The 25,614-nt window shown below is 56.5% G+C and carries 23 protein-coding genes; 5 read left to right on the forward strand and 18 right to left on the reverse strand.

The window, feature by feature from the left end; all coding sequences use genetic code 11:
* The 10 genes from AU511_RS13760 to AU511_RS13805 form a co-directional block, all read right to left on the reverse strand.
* Positions 1 to 391: hypothetical protein (locus tag AU511_RS13760; RefSeq protein ID WP_139829389.1), on the reverse strand; the 391-nt coding region annotated here is incomplete at its 3' end.
* Positions 384 to 1,532, reverse strand: a complete 1,149-nt coding sequence (locus AU511_RS13765) for an acyl-CoA dehydrogenase family protein (protein WP_094110036.1) — start codon at positions 1,530 to 1,532, stop codon at positions 384 to 386. The genes AU511_RS13765 and AU511_RS13760, both read right to left, overlap by 8 nt.
* A gap of 77 nt (positions 1,533 to 1,609) precedes the next feature.
* A complete protein-coding gene (locus tag AU511_RS13770; protein ID WP_094110037.1) occupies positions 1,610 to 3,163 on the reverse strand; it encodes an AMP-binding protein in 1,554 nt (517 codons plus the stop codon).
* Positions 3,117 to 4,643, reverse strand: coding sequence for an AMP-binding protein (locus AU511_RS13775; RefSeq protein WP_094110038.1), 1,527 nt, complete (start codon positions 4,641 to 4,643; stop codon positions 3,117 to 3,119). The genes AU511_RS13770 and AU511_RS13775 overlap by 47 nt, the downstream gene beginning before the upstream one ends.
* Positions 4,643 to 4,906, reverse strand: coding sequence for an acyl carrier protein (locus AU511_RS13780; RefSeq protein WP_094101245.1), 264 nt, complete (start codon positions 4,904 to 4,906; stop codon positions 4,643 to 4,645). Before AU511_RS13780 ends, AU511_RS13775 begins: the two co-directional genes overlap by 1 nt.
* A complete protein-coding gene (locus tag AU511_RS13785; protein WP_100059676.1) occupies positions 4,893 to 6,449 on the reverse strand; it encodes a class I adenylate-forming enzyme family protein in 1,557 nt (518 codons plus the stop codon). Before AU511_RS13785 ends, AU511_RS13780 begins: the two co-directional genes overlap by 14 nt.
* A complete protein-coding gene (locus tag AU511_RS13790; RefSeq protein WP_094110039.1) occupies positions 6,446 to 7,411 on the reverse strand; it encodes a beta-ketoacyl-[acyl-carrier-protein] synthase family protein in 966 nt (321 codons plus the stop codon). The genes AU511_RS13785 and AU511_RS13790 overlap by 4 nt, the downstream gene beginning before the upstream one ends.
* Positions 7,408 to 8,253: a hypothetical protein gene (locus AU511_RS13795; protein WP_094110040.1), complete on the reverse strand. Its 846-nt coding sequence runs from the start codon at positions 8,251 to 8,253 to the stop codon at positions 7,408 to 7,410. The genes AU511_RS13790 and AU511_RS13795 overlap by 4 nt, the downstream gene beginning before the upstream one ends.
* A 2-nt stretch (positions 8,254 to 8,255) precedes the next feature.
* On the reverse strand, positions 8,256 to 9,584 hold the full coding sequence (gene lysA, locus AU511_RS13800) for a diaminopimelate decarboxylase (protein ID WP_094110041.1): 1,329 nt from the start codon (positions 9,582 to 9,584) through the stop codon (positions 8,256 to 8,258).
* On the reverse strand, positions 9,571 to 9,870 hold the full coding sequence (locus AU511_RS13805; RefSeq protein WP_094101248.1) for a hypothetical protein: 300 nt from the start codon (positions 9,868 to 9,870) through the stop codon (positions 9,571 to 9,573). Before AU511_RS13805 ends, lysA begins: the two co-directional genes overlap by 14 nt.
* A gap of 258 nt (positions 9,871 to 10,128) precedes the next feature.
* On the opposite strand from AU511_RS13805, the gene AU511_RS13810 reads away from it, so the two are divergent.
* From AU511_RS13810 to AU511_RS13830, 5 genes are read left to right on the forward strand one after another with little or no spacing between them, the layout of a single operon-like run.
* The gene (locus AU511_RS13810) at positions 10,129 to 11,046 is read left to right on the forward strand and encodes a beta-ketoacyl-[acyl-carrier-protein] synthase family protein (protein WP_094101249.1); all 918 of its coding nucleotides are present in this window, start codon (positions 10,129 to 10,131) and stop codon (positions 11,044 to 11,046) included.
* A 10-nt stretch (positions 11,047 to 11,056) separates the two neighbouring features.
* Positions 11,057 to 11,311 (forward strand): acyl carrier protein, encoded by a 255-nt coding sequence (locus AU511_RS13815; protein ID WP_094110042.1) that lies wholly within the window; start codon positions 11,057 to 11,059, stop codon positions 11,309 to 11,311.
* Positions 11,308 to 11,997, forward strand: coding sequence for an acyl-CoA dehydrogenase family protein (locus AU511_RS13820; protein WP_094110043.1), 690 nt, complete (start codon positions 11,308 to 11,310; stop codon positions 11,995 to 11,997). Before AU511_RS13815 ends, AU511_RS13820 begins: the two co-directional genes overlap by 4 nt.
* Entirely contained in the window at positions 11,979 to 13,331 is a 1,353-nt protein-coding gene (locus AU511_RS13825; protein ID WP_094110044.1) for an MATE family efflux transporter, read from the forward strand. The genes AU511_RS13820 and AU511_RS13825 overlap by 19 nt, the downstream gene beginning before the upstream one ends.
* The gene (locus AU511_RS13830) at positions 13,321 to 14,289 is read left to right on the forward strand and encodes an alpha/beta hydrolase (protein WP_094110045.1); all 969 of its coding nucleotides are present in this window, start codon (positions 13,321 to 13,323) and stop codon (positions 14,287 to 14,289) included. Before AU511_RS13825 ends, AU511_RS13830 begins: the two co-directional genes overlap by 11 nt.
* A gap of 130 nt (positions 14,290 to 14,419) precedes the next feature.
* On the opposite strand, the gene AU511_RS13835 is transcribed toward AU511_RS13830, so the two are convergent.
* From AU511_RS13835 to nrdI, 8 genes are all read right to left on the reverse strand, one after another.
* The gene (locus AU511_RS13835) at positions 14,420 to 15,730 is read right to left on the reverse strand and encodes a sensor histidine kinase (protein ID WP_094110046.1); all 1,311 of its coding nucleotides are present in this window, start codon (positions 15,728 to 15,730) and stop codon (positions 14,420 to 14,422) included.
* Positions 15,731 to 15,735: 5 nt separating this feature from the next.
* Positions 15,736 to 17,154 carry a sigma-54-dependent transcriptional regulator gene (locus AU511_RS13840; protein ID WP_094110047.1) on the reverse strand — a complete coding sequence of 473 codons (1,419 nt, stop codon included), beginning with the start codon at positions 17,152 to 17,154 and terminating at the stop codon, positions 15,736 to 15,738.
* A gap of 25 nt (positions 17,155 to 17,179) precedes the next feature.
* Positions 17,180 to 19,612 (reverse strand): ADOP family duplicated permease, encoded by a 2,433-nt coding sequence (locus AU511_RS13845; RefSeq protein ID WP_094110048.1) that lies wholly within the window; start codon positions 19,610 to 19,612, stop codon positions 17,180 to 17,182.
* Positions 19,613 to 19,622: 10 nt separating this feature from the next.
* Positions 19,623 to 20,330 carry an ABC transporter ATP-binding protein gene (locus AU511_RS13850; protein ID WP_094102112.1) on the reverse strand — a complete coding sequence of 236 codons (708 nt, stop codon included), beginning with the start codon at positions 20,328 to 20,330 and terminating at the stop codon, positions 19,623 to 19,625.
* A gap of 13 nt (positions 20,331 to 20,343) precedes the next feature.
* The gene (locus AU511_RS13855; protein ID WP_167372044.1) at positions 20,344 to 21,507 is read right to left on the reverse strand and encodes an efflux RND transporter periplasmic adaptor subunit; all 1,164 of its coding nucleotides are present in this window, start codon (positions 21,505 to 21,507) and stop codon (positions 20,344 to 20,346) included.
* 517 nt (positions 21,508 to 22,024) lie between these two features.
* Positions 22,025 to 22,987, reverse strand: coding sequence for a class 1b ribonucleoside-diphosphate reductase subunit beta (gene nrdF / locus AU511_RS13860; RefSeq protein ID WP_094110049.1), 963 nt, complete (start codon positions 22,985 to 22,987; stop codon positions 22,025 to 22,027).
* A 22-nt stretch (positions 22,988 to 23,009) separates the two neighbouring features.
* On the reverse strand, positions 23,010 to 25,139 hold the full coding sequence (nrdE, locus tag AU511_RS13865) for a class 1b ribonucleoside-diphosphate reductase subunit alpha (protein ID WP_100059677.1): 2,130 nt from the start codon (positions 25,137 to 25,139) through the stop codon (positions 23,010 to 23,012).
* The gene (gene nrdI, locus AU511_RS13870; protein ID WP_026741217.1) at positions 25,139 to 25,546 is read right to left on the reverse strand and encodes a class Ib ribonucleoside-diphosphate reductase assembly flavoprotein NrdI; all 408 of its coding nucleotides are present in this window, start codon (positions 25,544 to 25,546) and stop codon (positions 25,139 to 25,141) included. The genes nrdE and nrdI overlap by 1 nt, the downstream gene beginning before the upstream one ends.
* Positions 25,547 to 25,614 lie beyond the last annotated feature (68 nt).

Raw genomic sequence — 25,614 nt, forward strand, 5'->3', positions numbered from 1 at the left:
CCGCCAACTGCATTTCTGACCATCCCGGCATCGGCTGATCCACCGACAGGCCAAGGACTTCACAGTAGTGGCCCGTCTGCCAGATAAAATTGGGCAGCATGGCGGTTTTGCACTCTTTCGCCAGACCGGTGTGCAGGTACAGCAGCGAGTCCGTTTCGTGTTGTCTCTGGTCGCGGATGGCCTCAACGACCGTCGGGTGATGGGCGATGTGTATGTTTTCGCATGCGTAAGGGCACGTCGCAATGCGCAGGGACTGGGCCTCGATGTCCTCGGGGTGCAGCGCGTGCCAGCAACTCAGTCCCGCCAGATCGAAGTCGTTCGCCGTCCGCCACGAGACATTCAGGCGCAACAGGCCAGCCTGGCCGATCCAGAATGGTGAAACGTCACGCATGAACTGTCTCGCTTTTAAATACGTGGCTGGCGTTCAGCAGGTGAATATTGCGCGTGCCTTCCGTGTATTCAAAACCGCTGATGTCGCGCCAGGCTTTGCAAAAGAACGGATCGCAAACCACCGCGGGGTCGCAGGCGTGCGCCAGCTCATGCACCAACTGTTCCGCCAGCAGGGTGGTCTCCGCCTTGGCGAGGCCGATATGCCGGCCGATGCGCTCGCCGCGATCGATACGATCCGCGAGGGTCAAAAGGCGATAAAGTCCGGTGGATAATCGTCTGCGCATCGTCCGCAGGCGAGCGACCTGAGCGCGAGGAAAATAGCCTGCCTCGACGACGTGATCCAACAGCGCCCGGGCGACACCCAGCGCAAGCGCGCCGACACAGGGTCGCAGATTATCGAACGTGGCGAGGGTGGCGGAAGAAAAGCGCTGAGCAGGATTCAGGTGTGCGCCGATCATCGCCTCCTCCGGCAGGAACATGTCATCGAAGCGCAGGTGCGAGATATTACTGCCGGGAACCCCATAAACCGGGAGACGGGTCGCGTCGAACCCATCGACCTTGCTTGGTTCAAACAGAAACATATTCAGCCCCAGAGGGCCTTCGGCCGTGCGGGCGAAGACAATGCCGATGTCGGCGATGAGGCCGTTGCCGATGAAATATTTTTCACCGCTGATACGCCATCCGCCGTCCACTTTCTTCGCCTGCGTCCGAATATCGCCCGCGTCCGATCCCCGAGCCGGTTCGCTCATGGCAAAGCAGCTACGGCTTAATTTGGTTTTGAAATAGGTGAAGAAAGTCTCCTGCTGGGCAGGGTTGCCGATGGCCTCAATCACAAACCCCGCCATGCCGGGGGTGGGGCTGGCGAATATCAGGTTGGGGTCGATATAGCCCAGCGCCTCATAGAAATAACAGCGTTGAGAAACCGTCAATTCATACAAGACATCGCCGTTTTCCAGAACCAACGGCGTGGGATTCCACTTTTCGGGCAGCCCCAGACGATTGAGCTGCGGCGCCAACGCATAGTCATCGGTATGCCGGTAATGGCCTGCATCGGCCTCTAACTGTCGCCCGATCTCCCGGCCTGAATCGAACGTCGTCATCGCTAATACGCGAAGCGCATGATGTGTTGAACTGATTTCCATGACATTTCCTTTGTCTATCCAGACGGCATGCTCATCGTCCTGAGACGCGCAGAATAGATTGATTAATAACGTTTTTTTTACCCGGCTTGCAATGAGCGCGTGTGCGGATTCTCTTTCAGCGCGGCGGTGACGTGATGCAACAACGCCTGGCGATCTATTTTTCCGTTTTGATTCAGAGGAAAGTCGGAAATAAAGCGAATGCTTGTGGGGACCATATAGTGGGGCAACTGATGGGATAAATGGACCCGAAATTCATGCTCGCCGTTTTCGACGAGTGGATTGAGCTGGACGAATAAGAGGACGTCATCCAGTTTGTGCGCCTGATAGACAGGCAACGTCGTCGCCATAATCGTGTGGGCGAAACTGCATGCAACGGCATCGATTTCCTGCAAATCGACGCGGTTGCCGTGCCACTTCACCTGCGAGTCGATCCGCCCTTTGATAAACAGATTACCCTGCGCATCCCGCCAGCCCAGATCGCCGGTGCGGTAGAACGGAACGCCGTGACGCGCGCCGAAAGCGACAGGGTGAGGGTGCGGCTCCGGCAGATAGCCCAGCCCAACCTGATCGCCGTAGATGACGACTTCCCCGATATCGCCTTCCGGCAGCGCGTTGTGATGACCATCTTCGATGGCGACGCGCAGCGTGCCGCAAGGCTGGCCCAGCGGCAGCAGACCCGACGCCTGCGCGGTCGTGCCGTCTATCGGATGGAGGTGAGTCAGACAGGTGGTCTCCGTCGGGCCGTAGGCGTGTAAGATTCTGAGCGACGGAAAGCGGGTCAGCAGGCGTTCGATCAGGTTCGGAGAGACGTATTCGCCCCCGACCATCACGGTCCGAAGATGCGGTAACGTCTCTGCGTTAAAACGCGGATCCTTGCACATGATTTCCAGAAAACTCGGGGTGGAAAAACCGCTGGACAGGCTGACCTCCGGTTCGGAAACCATCATGTTGAGGTTCAGACGAGGCAGCGCGTTGTACTCATGCGGCAGCATGATGAGCGGCCGACCCAAGGCAAAACAGGTGAAGAAATCCAGCAGCCCCATATCAAACGACAGCCGGGCATGATTGAGATGCCCTTCCTCCTCCAAGCCTGAATCCCGCAGCACGCGATGATACCAGCCGAAAAACGCGCCGAAATTATCGCAACCGATTTGCACGCCTTTGGGCTGCCCGGTGCTGCCGGACGTGGAGAGCACATAAAACAGCGGATTGACGCATGAAGGCGCCGTGTAGCCGTCCATAAAGTCGCCGTCCGGCAGGGCGGGCAGCCACAGGCAGGGAGCTGATTCGTGGTCTATCGGCGCGGTTTCCGGCCGCTCCCGCCCGTCCAGAATCAGCTCGGCGGCGTAGAGCGTGGCAATACGCGTCATCCGCAGCGGCGGGTTGACGCTGTCGACGACGGTAAACGGGATGCCGGACCAGGCGCAGGCCAGCAGCGCCGCCGCCGTGTCGCGCTCTTTATGACCGTAGATGAGCGCGCGTTTCGGTTGGATACGCGCCAACTCGCCGCAGATAGCGCCGACCCGCGAGGCCATGTCGCGATAACGCCAGCTTCCCTGCGCATTGACGATGGCTATCCTGCGGTTACTGAACAGCTGCTGACCGATCATCCGCATCATGGACGTAAACATAGTAGTTCCCTTTTGACTGAGTCGCGGCACTGACCGCGTGTCGATCCAGCTTGCTGTTGAAATTCAGACAGGGTTCACAGATGGCGTACCAGCGCCTGGGGATCATCCAGGGCGGCATGCGCGTCGCCATCGCATTTCCCAGCCGAGCAAAGTCCGCGTCGTCACCCTCGTCACTCAGCACAAACGCGCATATCCCCTGCAAATAGCCGCGTCGGCTCCAGGTATCGACGAACGCTTCGCGTACGCCGGGCAAGGTCAGGAGCACCTGTTCAATATCGTTGAGATCGATGCGATAGCCTTGCAGTTTGATCTCGCGGTCGCCTCGGCCGTGAAAATAGACCATGTCGTCCCTGATGACGCCCCGATCCCCGGTCCGGTAGGCTTTTTCGCCTCGGTCATTCAGGAAGAAACGGGCCTGCTGTTCCGGCGTCGCGTTCAGGTAGCCCGAGCCGACCGCCTTGCCGCTGATGATCAGCTCCCCTATCGCGTCTTCGTTCGTCGACAGCGTTATGCGGGTGCCGGGGCGAACGCCGCCGAGCGGCAGCGGCCATTCATCCTCGACATGACGGGGATGGATATCGATGGCGGTCACGGCGACGGTGCATTCGGTCGGACCGTAGGTATTGGTGATGCGTGCGCCGGGAAAGCGTTGCCACAGGGCCTTGACCAGCCCTTTCGTTAACACCTCGCCGCAGAAAATAAAGTGTCTGAGCATCGGGAGCGCGTCGGTATTGAACTGCCGGTCGTTGAGATAACAACGCGTAAGGCTTGGGGTTGAGACCCAGCAGGTCGTTCCTGCCTCCGCGTGGCGTTGGATGGCCAGGCGGGTGTTGAAGAAATGCTGGTGGTCGAGGACGACCAGCGGTTTCAGAAACAGCCAGGAGAGCCATAGCTCGTAGAGCGACACGTCGAAGCAGTAGCGGATATTGCCGCTGACCGCGCCGTCCAGCGGGAACTCGCGGCGTAACCAGTGGGTTAAGTCGGCGACGTTGGCGTAGCTCACGCCAATACCTTTGGGGTGTCCCGTCGTGCCCGATGAAAACAGGATGTACATGTTCTGGTCCGCGTCGACCATGTTGACGACGCGAGAGAGGTCCGGCGGCGCTGCCGGATAGCCGACGTCGCGCACCGCGAGCTGCCGACATGTCGCCGGATTGGCCCGCTTTGTGGTATTGAGCAGGAGAGACGCCTGCGCACTCTGTTGGATCTGCTGGATCCGCGCGTCGCTGTTGTCGGCCTCTGTGGGGATAAACGTTCTGCCCGCCAGAATGCAGGCCCACATCGCGGTCAGATAACCGAAGTCCTTGTGACCGTAGAGGAGGACGGGCGCGTCCCCCTGCGCGCGCAGAGTGACGGCCAGTCGCGTCGCGCTGCGATAGAGCGCATCGAACGTCATACTTCGCTCGCCCAGCATGGCCGCCGGCAGCTTGCAGCCGTTGAATCGAGCGAAGATCTCCAGCAGTGCCGATTGACCCTCCATCAGGCCGATACCGCAGAAGAGACGCGGGCGGCGATGTAGTCCGCAATGGAGCCGATGGACTCGAAATGCTGGATATCCAGCGTCGCGGGATCCAAATGCAGCGTATCAATCGCGTCTTCCAGATACATGATCAGTTCGATGTAGAGTCCGCTGTCGAAGCCCAGATCGCGCTCTATCCGCGTGTCCCGGTGCAGCTCTGAGGTATCGTCTATCTCCATCACCAGCGCGATAGCGGCGATGACCTGAGATTCATAGTTCGGCATGCTTCTCTCCTGAAAGACCGGCTGCGGGGAATGGCGTTTGGCTGAGCGCGCATAACCGCAGGCGATCGATTTTATGGTTGCTGTTTTTGGGCAAGGCGTCGCAAAAAAGGAAGCGATGAGGGATCAGGTAATGCTCCATTCTGGCTCTACACCAGTCCCGCAGCACGCGGGGTTCGATCGTCTGCGCGGTTTCAATCCATGCGACGATTTCGTCACCGTAAACGGCATGCGGGACGCCGACGACGGCCACCTGCGTGACGCTTGGATGGGTGGAAATGATACTCTCGACTTCTCGCGGGGCGACCTTCTCGCCGCAGGCATTCAACACGTCGTCCATCCGACTGATGAAATAGAGAAAACCGTCCTCGTCAAGGCGACAGAGGTCACCCGTATACAACACGGCCTCGCCGGGGAATCGCCCCGGCCGTAATTTTTCGGCCGTTTTTTGCGGGTTGTTCCAGTAGCCTCGCATCACGGTCTCGCCGCGGATCACCAGCTCACCGGTCGCGTTGCGGCGGTGGGCTGTTCCGGCGTCATCCACCACCCACAGTTCCGTCCCCGGGATCGCCTTACCCACGCTCAGCGTTCTGGCGCTAAGTTCAGTTGGGTCCAGCCAGGTGCAGCGATGGCACTCGGTCAGGCCGTACATGGAAAAGAGACGCGCCTGCGGAAAGGCCGTCCTCAGCATGGCGATATCGTTCGCGTGTAGCGCCGCCGACGTGCTGGTCACCGTTGTGACCGAGGCGAAGTCGAAACGCCGCCCCAATCGCGCTATCAGACTGACCATTGTCGGCACCAGCGGAAAGACGGTGGCGCGTTGCTGGACTAAGCGGTTGAGCGCGAACAATGGTCGGCTGAAGTTTTTTTCGAGGATGACCGTCGCGCCGGTCAGCGCCGCCATCGTGATTTGATGCAGACCATAGTCGAAGCTGAGCGGCAAGGCGCAGTAAATGCGATCGCGCGCGTCCAACTGCAAATAGTGAGCGACGGACTGCGACGCGGCGATCATGTTGCGCTGGGTGAGCATGACGCCCTTGGGATGCCCCGTGGAGCCGGAGGTGTAAATGAGGCCGGCCAGATCGAGGCTTAACGGCGGCGGCAGCGTGCAGGCGTACGCGGCGCGGGCGATCTCCGCGAACGCGGCATCCCCCGCGACCAGCGGCTGCGGGCGTGCCTTCATCAGGGGAATCGCTCGGAGGGTTTCCTCCTCACGTTCTGTATCGACGATCATCAGGCTGGCCGCGCAGTCATCGGCAATCCACGCCAGTTTTTCCGCTTTGGTTTCGGGATGGAGCGGCACATAGACGGCGCCGCAGCGCTGCGTCGCCCAAAAGCAGGCGACCAGATCGATGCTGTTGCTCATAAGCACGACCACCCGATCGCCGGGGGAAAGCGCGTGATGCTGCATCCAGCCCGCGATCTGTTCCGCCCGCTGATGTAACGCGGAGAAGGTTATGGCGGTGCGTTCGTCGATGATCGCCACTTTGTCTGGATCCTGTTGACGACGATCGTCCAGATACTGAATAAGAGCCTGAACATTCATCTCGGTGATCGATCCTCTTTGCGATGGAATACCCGAGCGCCAAAGCTGCCGGCGACGCCTGCCGCCACCGCCAGAAAGTAGCCCGAGCGAGGGACGGACGGGGAGAAGCAGCAGTCGTGCAGATTGATAAAACCGTCGCCGCAAAAACAGTGGCCCAGCCGGTAAAGATGGGTGCGGAAAACGCGAGAGCGCGGGACATTCAGTGTGTCGGCAATGCGATCGAAGGTAATCGGGCTCATGTGATAGGGCAGGATGACGTCAAGTCGATCGGCGCCGATCCCGGCGTCGGCCAATGCTCGATGGATCGCGCGCATCATCGTCGGCATAAAATCATGGTCGTAACGATTTTCGATCGAGGGATTGCTTTGATAAGTTCGGCTGCCGATGCCGCCAATCATCGCCTGCCCGACGCCTTGCACCGTACAGCCTGGCTGCGTGTCATCATCCGTCAACAGGAGTGCGGTACAGCCCTCGCCGAAGATCCCGTTTTGATTGGCGTACTGAACCGTCTGATGGAAACACTTCTCTCCCGTCAACAGGACCGCATACTGCGGGCCGTCCTCCGCCTCGTCCGGTAACAAGTTCGTCAGCAGCGAAAGCGCGTTAAACGACGAGGCGCAGGAGTTTTGCGTCGCCGACAGCACTTCTGTCTGTGCGGGCAGGAGAGTGGCCGCTAATTTTCTCAGACTGTCAACGCCGTAGGGAAACGTGGCGTTCAGCGAGTGCGCATAGGCCAGATAGCGTATCCGATTGCGCTTGTCGGGATGCCGGGAGAGCAACTTTTCAAGACAGCCTTTCAATAGCTGCGGCAACGGCTCCTCGGGGAACAGACAGGCCGACTCCAGCTTTAGAAAGCGGGAGAATATCTTGTGGTTGCGCTCACCCCACTGATAACGCGCCTGTAGCGCATTCAGGGGCGTGAGGTCCGGGTTAATGACGGTGGCGACATCAATGATATTCATGCCGTTTCCCTCCGGGCCAGATAAATCATGGGTGGCGTTGCGCCATCGGCGATGGACAGCAGCGCCGTCGGCCCCTTGGGGCTCGCTTGCAGGTACTCCGCCAAGGCATAAAACGGGGCCGCGCTCAGGCGCGACGGGTCGGGCGTGAGGGTTGAGATCACCGCCTCCGGCGGAAATCCGGGCGGCGGCGTGCCAATGACCACGACCGGTTCCTGCGGGGCGTTGGCCGGGTTCGCGCACCCGGGCTTCTCCGTGTTCTCCCACGCATAGGGCGATAGTGCCACTCGCCCCTCGCCAGGCTGTCGGTCGAGCCACAGCGCCGCGCCGCTGGCCCTGACGGTTTCCTTATTGAAGCAGGCGGTGGGATGGAGCAGCAGTGGTTGGTCGAGGCTCACCAGCAGGGCTTTCCCCTGATGGGGCGGGAGGTAGCGCTCGATGAGCGACAGCGCCTGAAACGGCGCGGTTAACCCGCAATCGCTGACGGCAAACGCGTAAGCGTGGCGGGCCTGGATGCGATGCAGAATCGCGTTGGTGACCGAACCGCCCATCACACAGTCTGGGGTCCAGTGGGCGACGACGAGCACATCGACTGTGCTCAGGTCGTGGTACGACGCCAACTGCGCGATCAAGTGCGAGGCTATTTGCTGGAAGCTCACTCTGACCGGAGCCTGCAGCCAGGTCTGCGCTTCCGTCATTGCGCCGTGCGCTTTCCCGTTCGAGGCGTAGAAGCCCTTCAGCCAGTCGGTCACGATGTCAGGCGCGTCGGTCACCGTATCGCGCCGGAGGTGAACGCGATCGGCATGAAAACACTGAATGCCGTGTCGATCGAAATACAAAGGCATGACTACGCTCGCGCCTTCGCGTGTATCGGGGACAGCGAGACGGGTTCGGCCCGCTGCTGGCGCAGCAGGTGATCCATCTCGTCAGGCCGCCGGATCATAACGGCACGATCGCCATCGACCAGCACTTCGGCCGGGTAGCCAAAACTCAGAAAATAGACGGGAGAAGCGGTGGGGCCGTAGGCGCCCGAATTGAACAGACCGATAAGATCTCCCGCCTGCAGCGCGGGCAGCAACACATTTTCGCCGATGATGTCGGTGGGCGTGCACAAGGGCCCGCTCAGATCGTAATGCTGCTGCGGCGCGCCCGGCGATTCCGCCCCGAGCCGCTCGGTGTGAAAGTTCCTTCGGATGACCGCGCCCAAACCGGCGGCGGCGCCGTGGCAGTTCGAGCCGCCGTCGCAGATGGCAAAGTGTTTGCCCCGTGACGATTTGACGTAGCGAACCCGGGTCAGAAACACGCCGCTGCGGGCGACGATGAATCGTCCTAACTCCATGATCAGCCGAGCGCGCGGGTGACGTTGCTGAAACTGCCTGATGGGGTCCTGCAATAATCGGCCCAGCAGAGCGAGGTCCAGCGGCGTCTCTTTGTCGTGATAGGCGATCCCAAGTCCGCCGCCGATATCGACAAACTCCAGCTCATTGCCGGACGCCTGCTGAAATTTTTCGGCGGTGCGCAGGATGTTAAGGGTGTTGTCGGCGATCGCGTTCGCGTGCAGAATTCGCGTGCCCAGATAGATATGAATGCCGCAAAACCTCAGGCAAGAGTAGGCGTTTTTCTGCGCCATCAGGCTCAGTGCCTGCGACTCATCCATACCGAACTGCCGCGGTTTACCCGTCATGACGAGACGCGCTTTGGCGGGAACGAAGTCCGGGTTGATGCGCAGTGCAAATCGCGGGCGCTTGTCCTGTTCAGCGGCAATTTGATTCAGCATCGCCAGTTCATCCGCGGACTCCACGACCACCGCGTGGATGCCGAGTTCGACGCTCCGCCAAAGCTCCGAATACGATTTTGCCGGACCCACAAAGATAATATCGTCGGGGTGAGCGCCCGCCATCAGGGCGGTTTCAAGTTCAGGAAGCGAACACACTTCACAGCCTACCTGCTGTTGATGGATCAGACTCACTAATGACAGGTTGGGGTTTGCTTTGAGCGAATAGAACACATGAAGCTCGGGCGGCAGGGCGGCTTTGAGTTGTCGCAGATCGTCTTTGAGCTGGCTAGCGCTATAAATATAACAGGGCGTGCCTACGGCATCGGCGAGGTTATTATATCCGACCCCTTCAATATTAATTTTGGTTATGTATTTGCTGTCGTATTTATAGTGGCGCATGCTGAATGCTCTCTGCCAGGTAATGGCTTAATGCATTAATGTTTAAAAAGTTACCAAAAAACTCACTATCCATACGTTCAAAAAGATCGATATTCTTTCCCGTGATTTTCTCAATGCGGTCATTAAGACCAGCAATGAGCTCAACTAATTTCACAGAATCTAAGATGCCGGAAAAACCATATAATTCCCGGCCAGACAGGACCAGGCTAATTCGGTGTTCGTCCAAACCCAGGCTCTCTAGCTCAGTGGTTATGATGGTTATTAATTCATTAATGATGTCAGCCATTGCCTCTCCCTGATGAATAAAAACAGCCTATTTTTTAATATGGCTATTTAGGCGGAAGACTACGCCGTCATTTTTGTATGAATTTGACTGAAATTGTCATTTACTGAATGTGGATTAACTTATTCACAGGCAATTTCAGTCAAGATTGCGCTATAAAAGATGATACTTTCGCCATCACAAATGTAATAGTCTCGCCAGCGGAGAAAACTATTTTCTCAGCGCTGTTTATCGGATGTAATTAAACAAGGATGATGATAGATGACGCTCTACATAAAGGATATTCAATGTAGCGATATGCGTTATCAGCAATGCTGCAGTCTGGATAAACTTAGCGAGACGCATCAACTTAAAGATAAGGATATCAATGTCTTCGGGAGGATGTTTTCACTCGAAGGCGTGGTAATGAATAGGCTTTGTCACAAGCAAATGCATTTAGAAACGATGGCCGCATTATTGGAAAAGTATCCGGAACTGCGTCGTGGCGGCGGAATGATTATTTATACCAAAACGCAAACGCATAATACCTTTTTCGATGATAACTGGCTGGGTGAAATTTCCGTTGAGTGCGGCCTTTCCCACTGGCGGTATTTTACGCTCAGCATGAATCATTGTGCGTCAGGCCTGAGCGCCATTAATTTGGCTTGTCATATGGACGATAATGGTTATCAATTTCCTGTTATTATTTTGAGCGGAGAAAAAAGCTTCAGCGCTTCGTTTAATCGGATGTCGGTGGGATTGTTGGGCGAAATGTCGACAGCCTGCTTATTAAGTCCGAGAGAGGGTGTTTGGGAAATTAGAGATACGAAAATAGAACATATTCATCGCTTCTATAAAAACCAGGATGAGATGACGCAACAGGAGCGGAGTGAATTACGCACTCTGTTTTTTGAGGAGTTAGATCGGTTTTTAGCGCGTTTTTCCGATGCGAATAAGGAGCCTGATAGCGTTATCCCTTATAACCTGAATATGCCTTTGTTAAAAAGAGTGGCGCAAGCGCGAGGGTGGACGTCGATTATCGACCTTTCGCAGATCTCTCGCATGGGCCATCTGTGGTGCTCAGATATATTTCACCATCTTTCTCTTAAGAAAAATGTACCTTTCCCACAAACGGTAACGGCATTTTCCGCCGGAATGGGAATCACTTTATCCGCTATTAGTCTCATCAAATCTCATTAAGGTCATATAAATGGAAACTTTAAACGTTATTCAGCAAGCCCTTCAGGACGTTCTCGAAACGCCGTTGCTGGCGGTAACGGAAACCACGCGTTTCGAAGAAGATCTGGATTTGGACTCCGTTAACTTCGTCCAATTCCTTCTGACGCTCGAGGATAGCATCGAGGGGTTGATGTTTGACCCTGATCACATCAGTCAGCACTCTTTTTCCAGCGTCGGTTCGCTGGTCGAGTGGCTTGACGCGTGGCAAGGCGCTCAGTTGGTATGATGGCGTTAAACGTGGAAAAACTCGCTCAGGCTGCGTCCTATGGCCGTCTCCTTGACCCTGTCGATGCGTTATCCCGGTTCACCGGGCTGGTGACGGGAACGCCCGGGGGGTTGGCCTGTCATGGGATAGGGCTTCTGCCCGGAGAGGCGTCTTCACGTCTTTACCACCCTGATGGTGCAGAGATACCGCTCGACGGCTGCACGCCGCTGCCTGCCGACCGCGTTTTGTCGTTTATGCATCTCCGCAAGGTCGCCATCACGGGGTCACGCCCTGCGCCTCACTGGCTTTCTCTGATGAGCGTCGCGCTGCGGCTGGGCGTGGTAGCCCGAATGTTGGATATCTCCTACGCGCATTTAAATCAACGCACCAGCTTTGGTCAGAAAACGACGCGGCATCCGCTGATCAAGGCCAGCTTCGCCAGTATCTACGGCGAGATCACCCAGTTACAGGGTCAGCTGAGCGTTCGTTTGGAGCAGGCGGACTTTGAGGATCTGGAGCAAGAGCATCTCGCGATCACCCAGCTTAGCGCGCAGGCTGAAAAATTGATGGGCGGACACGGTTACCTGCTCGGCAACACCCATACCCTCAGTCATTTTTCCATGATGGTGTACTGCGTGTTTGGCAAAACCGGCTCGGCGGACTCGGCGGTCAATCAGGTGAATGAAGCATGGCAAAGCCTTCGCTAATCAGCGCTGCGGCTTATGCGCCCGGGGGAGAGATCCGCCAGATCCTCACATTGGCGTGGCCGATGATCCTGACGGCGGTCGTGGTCTCTTTGTCGCAAAATGGGCCGATATGGCTCTTGGGTACACAGAGCGGCGGGCAACGGGCGCTTTATACGTTGTCCATGCTTCAGCCTTTTTATTTCATCTTTATCGCGCTGTTGGAAGGACTCACGATCACCAACCAGATTTTCAGCGCTCGCTCGGTATCGAATTGGGCGCCCGGTCGGGTGCTGCACAGCAGCGCGATTTTCTCGGTTGTCGGCGGCCTGCTGCTCGTCATGCTGGCGCTGGGGAGTCGCTTAGGAGACGCCGGGTTGCAGGTGATTTACCCGAACGAGGAGCCGGCGCTATTCTCCCATTTTCTTCCCGCTTATCTGCTTTCGGTGATCCCGCTGTTGGTGCTGGAGCTGTGTAACGCCGGTCTGAGGGGGCAGGGGAAAACGGGCGTGAGTATGCTGTGTGTCTGCCTCTTTATCGTCATCAATCTGACCGTCTGTTTTATCAGTCTGCATCATTACCAAAACGGCTTTATGGCGGTCATCTACGCCAACCTGATTGCCGCCCTTGCCGTATTACCGTTCTCGGCGCTGTGGTTGTTTAACACGGTCGCGGGAAAAGCGGACCCGCAGCCGCACGCCTTCTTGCCCAGGCTGCGGGCGATGACTGCCGATGCCGGTGTGCCTATTTTCCTGACCATGCTGTTCGCGTTTGCCAGTTCCGCCGTGCTGTTTCCGCTGCTCAGTCAGCTTGGCGGGGCCTATGCCAGCGGGTTCCTCATCGTGGTGAAGCTGCGCGCCTTTTTTATTATTCCGGCCGTGGCGCTGGGTTCAGCCATCGCGATTGGGATCAATCAGCGGCTATCCACCGACTCCCCGCAGCAGCTTAATCGGCTGCTGGGTCTGGGGCTGGGGGGCATCGCGCTGGTGTATATCGGTCTGACGTCGGCGGCGTATCTCGCCCAAACCGGCATGGTGAATATGATGTCCGTTGACCGAGAGGTGCGCGTGAGCGTCCATACGATCCTGCGCTGGCTGCTGCCGACGTTTTTCATCACCTCGATGATTGCCAGTATCCAGACGATGCTCGAACAGCTCGGCCGGGGAAAGCGAGTGCTGGTGATCACGTTCATCATGGAAAGCCTGATGGTGGCTATCGTGCTGTATCTGGCGACGCAACCCGGAGCGCTGGTGGGATTGATGAAGAGTATCTTGTTTTTTAATGTCTTGTATTTACTGGTTTTTACGTATGAGTACGGGATGTTGTGCCGCAGTATAGGTCAGCAACATGCTCTATGATTTTTTTCTGCCGGCACTGAAAATAACGGCGATGTTGCACCGTCGTTATCATGTTTTTCTGGTCCGTCGGAAGCGGCGACCCGCGCTGCTGCTCAAAAATCCGATCGTGCCTGAAAGCCACTACGCGCCGACCTGCCGCCGATTACGCTGGCTAGATTTACAGCTGCTGCGCTGGCTGTCGCCCGGCAAAGCGGCGGCTTACGCCCTGGACTTGTTCGAGCATCCACACCGGATGCCTTGCAAGAAAACCGATGCGCGATGGCTGAGTTCGCTGCGACGGGAGGAGGTGATCTGCGCCGGGCGGCGCGTCGTGGTGTACGGTTCCGGGGCGTCCTCTCCGGCCGGACGGGTCTTACTGATTCACGGTTGGGAAGCGCGGGCCGTCATGTTGCGCCCGCTTATCGAGTCGCTCACGCAGGCCGGATATGAAGTGATTACCCCGGATTTGCCCGCTCACGGGGAGTCTGAGGGAGAGCGCTGTTCTTTCAGCGATCTGGTGGAGGTCATACGTCTGTTGGGCGAGCGATACGGCGTCTTTTGCGCGGCGTTAGGCCATTCGTTTGGCGGTACGGCGTTGCTGCATGCCGCCACGCAGGGGTTGCACTGTCGACGGCTTGTCATCCTCAGTAGTCCGGAGTCTCTGCCCTGTGTGTTTGACGCTTACATTGCCTTTCATGGAGTGCCAGCGGCGCTCACCGAGCGGATAAACAGGGTGTATCTCGAACGTTACGGCCATCATCCGGACACGATTTCCTATGCCAGTTGGCCGCAGATCGCCGTTCCTACGCTGGTGTGTCATGACCAGGATGACCGTAATGTCGCGTTGACGCAGGCTTTTCATTTGCTCAGCGCGACAGGAGCCGGTCAACTTTATTTGACTCAGGGCTGCGGACATCGCGGGATTGTCCGGGATCGGCAGTTGATTCAACGCGTGACCGAGTTTATTCAGACTTCGTAGGCGCAGCAGAAAAAAGCGCTGAGCGTTTTGACCTGCGACGCAGGCGGCGGTGACGGCTTTATCGTGACTTCGCCAGCCCTATCGACGGTGGCGTATTGAGAGCGGCGTCACTCGGCCCTGTCGTTGGCGTCTACTCCGTCGGGAATTTGATGGTGACCTTACAGCCCGGTCGATCTTCCCGGTTTGTCAGGCTGAAATAACCGCCGTGGGATTCGACAATCTGGCGCGAGAGCATTAATCCAATGCCGCTCCCATTCTTCTTCACGCTATAAAACGGCACGAAAATATTTTCCGTGTTGCCGATGCCGCAGCCTTCATCAAGGATCTTGAGGCAGAACTCGTGGTCCGTGACTCTCCAGCTCAGGTAGATGGCGCCTTCGGGAGAGGACATCGCTTCATCGGCATTCTTCAGGATGTTGATCAGCATCTGTTCTATCTGAACGGCATCGATATTGACCATCACATCTTCACTGGACACGATGTGCGTTTTTCGGTGTTCGAATAAGGTGAGGATTTTTCTGATGAGTGAATCGATATTGTGCGGCGTTTTCTGGGGGAGGGGGAGCGATGTGAGCTTCCGGTAACTGTCCACAAAACTTTTCAGGTTTAAGGCCCGCTCATTGATGATATCCAGACCATCGCGTAAATCCTGATTCTCCTCCTTGCCATCGTCAGGCACGGCCGACAATAACATCTGGCTCAGCGAGGCGATGGGCGTCAGCGTATTGTTGATTTCATGGCTCATGACGCGCAGCAGGTTACGCCATGCGCGGTACTCTTCCTCGCGTAGAAGCTGGCTTACATCGGTGATGAACAAAAGCTGCTGCTTCTTTCCATCTTCGAAATATTTCTCCAGGATGATTTTGTAGCGGCCTCGATGCTTCGGAAACTGGTACTCGACGACGCTATTGGCCGGCAGTTCGAACAGCGAGCGGAAAGACAGGTCGTTTAGCGCGAGGCCCTTGAGCGCTTTTGCCGGCTGGCCGAGCAAGGAGACGGCGGTTTCGTTCACGAACGCGATTTCCTGATCGCTGTTCAGCGCCACGATGGCGACGTCGATATTGTTGAGTACCTTCCGTACCAGGTACTGCTGCTGTTTGACGTGCAGACGCTGCTTCTGCATTGAGGAGGCGAGCCCGTTGATCATATCAATCAGGCCATTGAGTTCGCTGTCGGTTTTCTGGCGCTTACCCCGCAGGCTGAAGTCGTTATGCGTGATGGCTTCGATCAAATTGGTCAGCGTCGTCAGCTGAAAATTCAGCACCTGCCGGGTCATCAGCGAACAGTAGCCGATGAGCGTCAGACAAATCAGCGCCACCAAGGCGATCAGGTATCCGGAGTAGTCGTTCCAAATCATCAGCACAATGAGCGCCAGCGACGAGGGAAGCGAGGCGATGATCAGCAGCCGTTGCTGTAATGACTCCAGTGAGTGCCGGAACATAGAATTCAGCCAGTTCTTTTGAGGCGACGATAAAAGGCGCTGCGGCTCAGCCCCAGCGATTCGGCCGCTTCAGAGGCGTTGCCGTTGTAAACCGCCAGGCGTTTTTGCAGCGTCTCCTGCTCGATATCCTCCAGCGTCAGTAGGTCGCCCTGCGGAGTGCCCGGCGTTTCAGACTGCGCGCTGTCCCCCATTTTTTGCGGCTCGCTTTCCGGGTCGACAGGCAGCGCCAGCCGGAGGAGATGCGCGTCCAGCACAGGATTGTTGCTGAGTAACACCGTGCGCTCCAGCGTGTGATTAAGCTCGCGAATATTGCCCGGCCAGGGGTAGTTTCGCAGCGTCTGCATCGCCTCGTCAGTGATACTGAAGGTGGGTTTGCGGTAGCGCTCCGTCAGGGTTTTTAACTCCCGTTTAACCAGCTCGGGGATATCCTCTTTCCGTTCGCGCAGCGCGGGAATGCGCACTTCGAACGTGTTCAGACGGTAGTAGAGATCTTTGCGGAACTCGCCGGCCTCGATCATCGTCGCCAGATCGGCGTTGGTCGCCGAGATCACGCGGACATCGGCCGACTGGGTTTTACTCGCGCCGACTTTCTCAAACTGACGCTCTTCCAGCATCCGCAGCAGTTTCGCCTGCTGATTAATTGGCACATTGCCGACTTCATCGAGGAACAGAGTGCCGCCATCCGCCAGTTCGAAGCGCCCGATACGCTGCGTTTTGGCATCGGTAAACGCGCCTTTGACGTGGCCGAACATTTCGCTTTCGAACAGGCTGTCAGGAATACAGCCCATATTGACGGAGACAAAGCTGGCGTCGCTACGGGTAGAATGCTGATGGATGTAGTTGGCCAGCATGCTTTTGCCCGTTCCGTTTTCGCCGGTGAGCAGAATGCTGGCATTGCTCGGGATGACCTGCTGCAAAATCGCCATCACCTGCTTCATCGCCGGAGATTGCGCCACCAGTTCATCTTGTAAACAGGGGTGGAGCTGCTGTTGCAGCAGGACGTTTTGCTGTTGCAAGGAGCGCTGCTTTTTCAGGACTTCGACCAGTTGCAGCTGCACGTTCAGCGCCTGAATCAAACGCTCGTTGTCCCAAGGCTTTTGAATGAAATCGGCGGCCCCTTTCTTCATCGCTTCCACGGCGATTTCGATCGACCCCCAGCCGGTCATGACGATGATCGGCAAATCGGGCTCAAGCCGTTTGATGTCCGCGATCAACTCAAGGCCTTCGTTGCCCGAGGTGGTATCTCGCTGATAGTTAAGATCAAGTAACGCGATATCGGGCTTACCTTCCCGGATTTGCATGAGCGCCTCATCCGTCTGGGTGGCGGTGATGACGTCGAACTGATGTAGCTTCAGCATCAGTTTCAATGTCTTGATGATGCTGATGTCATCATCCGCCACCAGTACCTTGTAACTCGACTTCATGAGGCCCTCACTCTTTCCTGCTTTGTTATTGATGTCTCAGCGCATCGATGGGTTGTATCTGGATAGCCCGTCTTGCCGGCACCAGCGTGGCCACGGTGACGACGGCGGTAATCAGCAAGGCCATGGCGACAAACAGCGCCGTCAATGCCATGCCCTGACTGCCGAAAATGCGCAATATCATCGGCGTGACGACGCCGATCACCGGCAGGCTGATCACGAGTCCGAGCGCCAGTTGCCACCATCCCTGTATCAAAATCAACGAGATAATATTGGCAGGCGTTGCGCCCAACGCGCGCCGCGTCCCTAATTCGGCGTAGCGTTGGTGAATCGTCTTCGCCATCACCCCATAGATACCGCTGCCGGCGAGCAATACAGCCATAATGCCAAACATGTTGAATAATATAGATATGTAACTTAAGCCTACAGTATTTCTTCCCACCACTTCCTGTAAAGTTTTCTCCTGATAGGCCGGAAGCTGGTTATCGATTCGGTTGAGGCTGGACTGAATGGTATGACTGAGGTCTTCGTGATTCATCCCCTTGACGATGATCGACATCTGATCTTGCGGTGCTTGCAACATCGAACGGTAGGCCGTGGGCATGCCTTTGCTGTGTCCGAAAGGCCGCCCCTGAATGATATGGGGAATGACGCCAATCAGGGTATACCAGTCGCGATCGTCGCCCTCGACCCAGCGAATTTTCTTGCCGATGGGCATCGACTCCCCAGGCAGGTAGCGATCGATGAACGAACGGGTAACGACAACGACCTTCTGCGAGCGGCTATCATCATGTAGGTTCAGTAATCGACCGAGCTGAGCTTTAACGCCGAGGGCTTCCAGCGTGCCGGGATAAGCAACCACATCGTTTACGCGCGGATACTGATTGCGGTTGGAACGCAGATAGCTGGCGCCTTCGATTTCGATATTGCTGGTGGGCGTGAATTCACCGGGCAAGCGGCTGATCAGCCCGGCCTGTTCTACCGCCGGCTGGGCGTTCAGTTCAGCGACGATGCGATTGTCGAAGTTATAGCTGTCCAGCGCAGTGGGATACGTTCTGTCCGGCAGGCTGACTTTGGCCGACCAGACGTTCTGTAGCTGCACGCCGTAGTCGATTTTGGACGCCTGCGCGACCACCAGTGAAAGCAACGCGCCGATACACAGTACCGCGCAGGAGAGGGCGACTTCAAAAATCACCAGGGCGCGACTGATACGGCTGCTGCTGCGGCTTTGCGCGCCGCGGGTGCCATCGCGCAGTACGTCGTTGACGTTACTGTGGACCATTTTCCAGGCCGGCAGCGCGCCGGTAATCAGGCTGGCCAGCGCAACCAGAACGAGCGTTTTTATCACCGTGGCGGCATCGATACCGAGGTGCCACCAGAAGGGCGGTTGGTCCGGAACCACTCTGACGATCAGTTTATTGGTAAGAGACAGTCCCCAGCCGGCCAGCAATAACCCAATCACGCCGCCCATGCAGCAGATGATCGCGCTTTCCCACATCATTTGCAGGACCACGCGCAGGGGCGGCGCGCCATGCGCGATCCGAATTGCGGTTTCTTTACTGCGCTCAATGGCGCGGACCAACAGCATATTGCCGACATTACAGCAGGCCAGAAGCAGGACGAGCCCCACCGCCAGCAGCATAATCAGGAAGATAGGTTTTGAATCTTCCCCCATGAAACTGTCCATGAAGGTGATGACAAAGGCTGAGCGGCCGCGATTGATCTCCGGGAACTGCTGGGCTCTCGCGTCCATGATGTTTTTCAGTTCGGCATCGACGTCCTCCGCTGAAAAACCGGGCTTAATCTTGCCGAAAGTCTGAATCGACGGCGCATTCTCAACGGTAATGCGCTGTGGATTCAGCGTCGAAGGTTGCCAAATCTGGTTATTCATCGGGAAGGCGAACCCCTCGGGCATGACGCCAATGATCCGGGTACTGATGCCGTTCACGATGAAGGATTGGTCCAGGATGTCCTGACGTCCGCCAAAATAGTTCTGCCACATCTCATGGCTGATGACGGCGACGGGATTGGCGCCTTCCCCGGTGTCCTGCTCATTATAAATGCGCCCTAGTTCGGGCTGCACGTCCGTGAAGCTGAAGAGATCGGGCTCTGAACGAATGGCGATATAGCGTGACGCTTGTCCATCCAGGCTGATGTTGGCGACATCGCCATAGTAGTAGCCGAGTTGTTCCAGACGCTGGCTTTTCGCCTTCAGGTCCATAAAGTCCATGTAGCTGATGGGGGAGTCGCCTAACCGGACGCCATTGATGCTTGGGCTGATGACGACCATCCGTTCCGCATCGTGAAAAGGCAGCGGTTTGAGCACCAGCCCGTTGATGACCGAATACATGTAAATGCACATACCCAGACCGATCGCCATAATCAGCATGGTAAACACGGAAAAACCGGGGCGCTTCAGCAAGAGACGGCATGCATAGCGCAAATCAAAAATCATCGACATCGGTTTCTCCTTAAACCACACGGGCGAGGTGCTTCAGTTGGTGGTCGTCAATCACCATACCGTCAAAAATTTCTATTTGTCGCAAGGCGCGGGCCGCTGAACGCGGGTCATGGGTCACGATGCAAATGGTGGAACCGGTTTGATGAAGCTGATCAAACAAAGACATCACGGCGTCGGCATTCCGTGAATCCAGGTTGCCGGTAGGCTCATCCGCCAGCAGCAGGGAAGGGTTGCCGACAATCGCGCGCGCCACCGCGACGCGCTGTTGTTGACCGCCAGAGAGTTGGGAAGGGTAGTGCCTGCCCCGGTGTTTCATGTCTACTTTTTCCAGCGCGGCATCCGCCATGGCTTTCATTTGCTTGTTGCTGATGCCTTTGCGGTAGGTGAGCGGCAGCATGACGTTTTCATCAACGGTAAGATCGCTGATCAGGTTAAAAGACTGAAAGACGAAACCTATCTCGAGGTTACGAATCTCCGCCTGCTGTTTGGCGGTCAGTGTAGTGACGTTATGTCCGTTAATCACATATTCGCCCTCCGTTGCCTTGTCCAGTAATCCGAGGATTGACAGAAGCGTGGATTTCCCACATCCCGAAGGGCCGGAAATAGAAACATAATCCCCTTGGTTGATCGTGAAACTCACATCACTCAGAGCATGAGTTTCCATTTCCTCAGTAAAAAACACTTTTTTGATGTTTTTAAGCTCGACAACTGCTGACATACAAGAATCCTTTTTAGCGAGTGATGCTTATTTGGTCGACGTGTTCCCAGGGTTGGTAGCTCGATAAGATAATGTGATCCGTGGCTACCAGCCCTGACGAGATCGCAATTTCATTGGCCGATCCCATCCCAAAGGTCACGGGTACTTTTACCGCACTTTTACCGTCCGTCGCGAGCTTATATACGATCCCAGGGGTATTGCTCTGGGCGTACATAGGCCGCGGCGCGTAAATGACATTTTTCAGGTTCGCTACCTGCACGCGACCTTCGATGCTCAGGTCTGGTCGGGCTTCATTCGGCAGCGGTTCCGTGAACTCGACGTCAACCTGCACCGTGCCATTGATGACGGCGGGATCGATTCGGGAAACTTTGCCGTGGATCTGGTTGGCGTGCGTATTGATCAGCACGGATTGGTCGATCGCGACGTCTCTTATCTGGCGCTCAGGCACTTTTAATTCGGCGATGAGCTGATCCTTACGCGCGACGCGGGCGAGACTGAATCCATTGGCGACATGTTGTCCCACTTCAATATTGGTAACCTGAATGATACCGGCTTCGCTCGCTTTTACCGTCAAAGAACGTATCTGCGTTTCCGCTCTGGCCAACATATTTTTCAGTTTACTGAGTCGCGCGTCGTCCGCCTCTCTATTTTCCTTCTGCACGATCTCCAGCTTTTGAAGCTGCTCTTTGGTGTACATCAGGCTTTGCTTAGTTTGCTCGGTGGCGAGTTTTGAGCGATGTAAAACCAGAAGGGGAACTGAGCCGTCGTTTCGCTTATTCAGCATTTCGGCGACATCATATTCGAGTTTGGCGTGACGGTACTCCTGCTCGGCTTTGACGATGGCTATTTTGGCGGCCAGATAAGCGCTTTCCTGTTGGCCGCGCAGCGCCTTATTTTCGGCCTCTTTCGCCCCAAGCTCCCAACGCAGTTCTTCCGTGGTTTGAATCAGCTCCGGGTTGACTAATACGGCGATGGTGTCTCCGGGCTCTACGGCGGCGCCGGGTTTGACTTTCACCGATTCGACGATGCCGTCGATGTTGGAGGATATCCAGGTCGCATTGCGCGGCGCAAGAATGCCGTTGCCCTGAACCTCGATCACCATGTCGCCCTGTTTAACCTGACCAATCAGAATATTAGAGGCCCTGACTTCGAAGCCTCCCGGATCAAAACTTATCAATAAATACCCGGCAATGAGCACGAACAACGCGCTCCCTGCGATTAAAAAGGGTTTGAGACGCCCCTTCTTAATTGTTCTTTTAATATCCATCTCAACATACTCGTTCCATTAAACTCGGGCTGATAAAGCACGTTTTATGCCAACTGTTAACTCTTTGATTACTATATTCTTTTATTTTATTGTTTTTTAATAATTCTCACTTTTGGGATTAAGCTAGCGCTTTAAGTTAAAAATGGGACAGCGAGATAGGTGATTGAAATATGGGATTAAGTTAATGCTTGATCGAATATTCGCCATCGAACCGACCGCCGAAATTCGCTCGTTGTCCGGCGGAGGCTTTAGCGGGAGGGGATTCGCGTTGACGTCAGGCCCCCATATTCAGTATCTCCCGTGAAGGGGTTGGCGTCAGGATAGGAACCGCGTGGGAGCCGACGCGCCGCCGCCGCTGAGTTCGCCGCGCGGCGAGAACAAAGACGCCTTCACCCCATCGCGGAGTGAAGGCGTCGTGGCGTAGGGACTAAAAATCCCAGTCTTCGTCTTCGGTTTCGACGGCTTTGCCGATGACATACGACGAGCCGGAGCCGGAGAAGAAGTCGTGGTTCTCGTCGGCGTTCGGCGACAGCGCCGCCAGGATCGCCGGATTGACGTCCGTCATGCTGGCGGGGAACAGCGCCTCATAGCCGAGGTTCATCAGCGACTTATTGGCGTTGTAGTGCAGGAATTTCTTCACGTCTTCCGTCAGGCCCACCTCGTCGTACAGCGCGGCGGTGTAATCCACCTCGTTGTCGTAGAGATCCTGCAACAGCTCGTAGGTGAAGGCCTTGATCTGCGCCTGACGGGCGGCATCTACGCGCTTGAGTCCCTGCTGGAACTTGTAGCCGATGTAGTAGCCGTGCACCGCCTCGTCGCGAATGATTAAACGAATCAGATCCGCTGTGTTAGTCAGACGCGCGCGGCTGGCCCAGTACATCGGTAGATAGAAGCCGGAGTAGAACAGGAACGACTCCAGAAATACGCTGGCGACTTTCTTCATCAGCGGATCGTCGTGCTCGTAGTGTTGCAGGATCAGCGCGGCCTTGTTCTGGAGAGCCTCGTTTTGTTCGCTCCACAGATAGGCGTCGTCCACCTCGCGGGTCTGGCACAGCGTGGAGAAAATCGCACTGTACGATCGGGCGTGCACCGCCTCCATAAAGCAGACGTTGGACAGTACCGCCTCTTCGTGCGGCGTCACGGCATCCTGCATCAGTGACGGCGCGCCGCGCGTATTTTGCAGGGTGTCCAGCAGCGTCAGGCCGGTAAAGACCCGAATCGTTAGCTGTCGCTCCTGCGCGGTGAACTGCGCCCAGGAGGGAATATCGTTCGACAGCGGGATTTTCTCCGGCAGCCAGAAGTTGGTGGTCAGGCGATTCCAGACCTCCAGATCTTTGTCATCCTGCGGTCGGTTCCAGTTAATCGCCCGCAGCGGGGGAAGTTTGCTCATAGCGTTAGTTCCGTCAATAAAATCACAGTGCGCAGGATACGCAGCCTTCAATCTCTGTGCCTTCCAGCGCCATCTGACGCACCCGGATGTAGTAGAGGGTTTTAATCCCCTGTTTCCAGGCATAAATCTGCGCCTTGTTGATGTCGCGGGTGGTGGCGGTATCCGGGAAGAACAGCGTTAACGACAGCCCTTGGTCCACGTGTTGGGTGGCTACTGCATAGGTGTCGATAATCTTCTGCGGGCCGATTTCGTAGGCATCCTGATACAGCGCCAGGTTCTCGTTGGTCATGAACGGCGCCGGATAGTACACCCGCCCGATTTTGCCTTCCTTGCGGATTTCAATCCGCGACACGATGGGATGAATGCTGGCCGTGGCGTGATTGATGTAGGAAATAGAGCCGGTCGGCGGGATCGCCTGCAGATTCTGGTTATACAGACCATGCGCGATCACGCTGTCCCGCAGCTGTTGCCAGTCGTCACGCTTCGGCAGGTGAATACCCTTTTCCTCGAACAGCGCGCGGACCTTCTCCGTGGCGGGCTGCCATTCCTGCTGAAGATACTTGTCAAAGAACGCGCCGCTGGCGTAAGTGGAGCGTTCAAAGCCCTTGAAGGTTTCGCCCCGCTCGATAGCCAGTTGATTAGAGGCGCGCAGCGCATGGTAGGCCACGGTGTAGAAGTACATGTTGGTGAAGTCCAGCGCCTCTTCCGAACCGTAATACATGCCTTCCCGCGCCAGATAGCCGTGCAGGTTCATTTGGCCAAGACCGATGGCGTGGGACTCCGCGTTGCCTTTGGCAATCGAGGGCACCGCGTTGAGCTGGCTCATGTCAGAGACGGCGGTCAGCCCGCGCACGGCGAACTCCACCGCGCGGCCGATATCTTTGCCGTCCATCACATTCGCGATGTTAAGCGAGCCGAGGTTGCAGGAGATGTCCTTCCCGATCTTCCGGTAGGTCAGATCCTCTTCATACTCGCTCGCCTGGTTGACCTGCAAAATCTCCGAACACAGGTTGCTCATGTTGATGCGGCCGTGGATCGGGTTGGCCTGATTCACCGTGTCTTCGAACATCATGTACGGATAGCCGGACTCGAACTGGATCTCGGCCAGCGTCTGGAAGAACTGACGCGCGCTGATGGTCCATTTACGGATCGCCGGGTTATCGATCATCTCCTGATATTTTTCGCTGATGGCGATTTCCGATAGGGGCTGACCATAAACCTGCTGAACGTCATAGGGCGAAAACAGGTGCATATCTTTGTTTTCACGCGCCAGATGCAAGGTGATATCCGGGATCACCACGCCGAGCGACAACGTTTTAATTCGAATCTTCTCGTCCGCGTTTTCGCGCTTGGTATCGAGGAAACGTAAGATGTCGGGGTGATGAGCGCTCAGATAGACCGCGCCCGCGCCCTGACGCGCGCCCAGTTGGTTGGCATACGAGAACGCGTCCTCCAGCATCTTCATCACCGGGATGATGCCGGATGACTGGTTCTCGATCCGTTTGATGGGCGCGCCGGTTTCGCGGATATTACTGAGCGTGAACGCCACGCCGCCGCCGCGCTTGGACAGTTGCAGAGCGGAGTTGACGGCCCGGCCGATGGACTCCATGTTATCTTCGATGCGCAGCAGGAAGCAGGAGACCAGCTCGCCGCGCTGCTGCTTACCGCAGTTGAGGAAGGTCGGCGTCGCGGGCTGGAAACGCCCGGTCATCATCTCATCGACCAACGCTCGCGCCAGCGTTTCATCGCCGCGCGCGAGCGTCAGCGCGACCATGCAGACCCGGTCCTCATAACCTTCCAGATAGCGTTTACCGTCGAAACTTTTCAGCGCGTAGCTGGTGTAAAACTTGAACGCGCCGACGAAGGTTTTGAAACGAAATTGATGGCCGTAAGCCTGTTGGAACAGCGCTTTGATGAACGCGGCGTCGTATTGGGCCAGCACGTTGGCTTCGTAGTAATTCTCATCTTGCAGATAGGCCAACTTATCTTCCAGCGTGGCGAAGCGCTGCGTTTTGGGCGCGACATGCTGGGCAAGATACTGACTGATGGCCTGCTGATCCTGCTCCAGCTGGATCCGGCCGTCGGCGTCGTAAATGTTAAGCATGGCGTTAAGCGCATGGTAATCGAGCCCGCTGTCGAGGGGCCGCGTCATCACTGATTCTGCTGTAGCCAAAGGTTGACTCCTTTACGCACGTTTTCCACATCTTCAGGCGTACCGGACAGCTCGAAGCGGTACAGGCAGGGGACCTGGCATTTGCGCGCGATAATGTCGCCCGCGATACCGTAGGCTTCGCCGAAGTTACGGTTGCCTGCGGCGATGACGCCCCGAAGAAGATGCCGATGGGAAGGGTTGTTGAGAAAGTGGATCACCTGGCGAGGCACCGCGCCAATCACGGTACCGCCGCCATAGCTGGGAACCACCAAAATATAGGGTTGCGTGACCTCTTCCATCACCGCGCTCGGCCGGATAGGGATGCGGATGGCCGGGAGTCCCACTCGGTCGATGAAACGGCTCGTGTTCTCCGACTGGCTGGAGAAATAGATCAACAACGGATTCATGAGTTGGCCTCAGACGGCAATCGCACGCAGCGCGTGAATTTTGTCGGGACGAAAGCCGCTCCAGTGTT

This window comes from Lonsdalea iberica (assembly GCF_002111585.1).
Lineage (GTDB): Bacteria > Pseudomonadota > Gammaproteobacteria > Enterobacterales > Enterobacteriaceae > Lonsdalea > Lonsdalea iberica.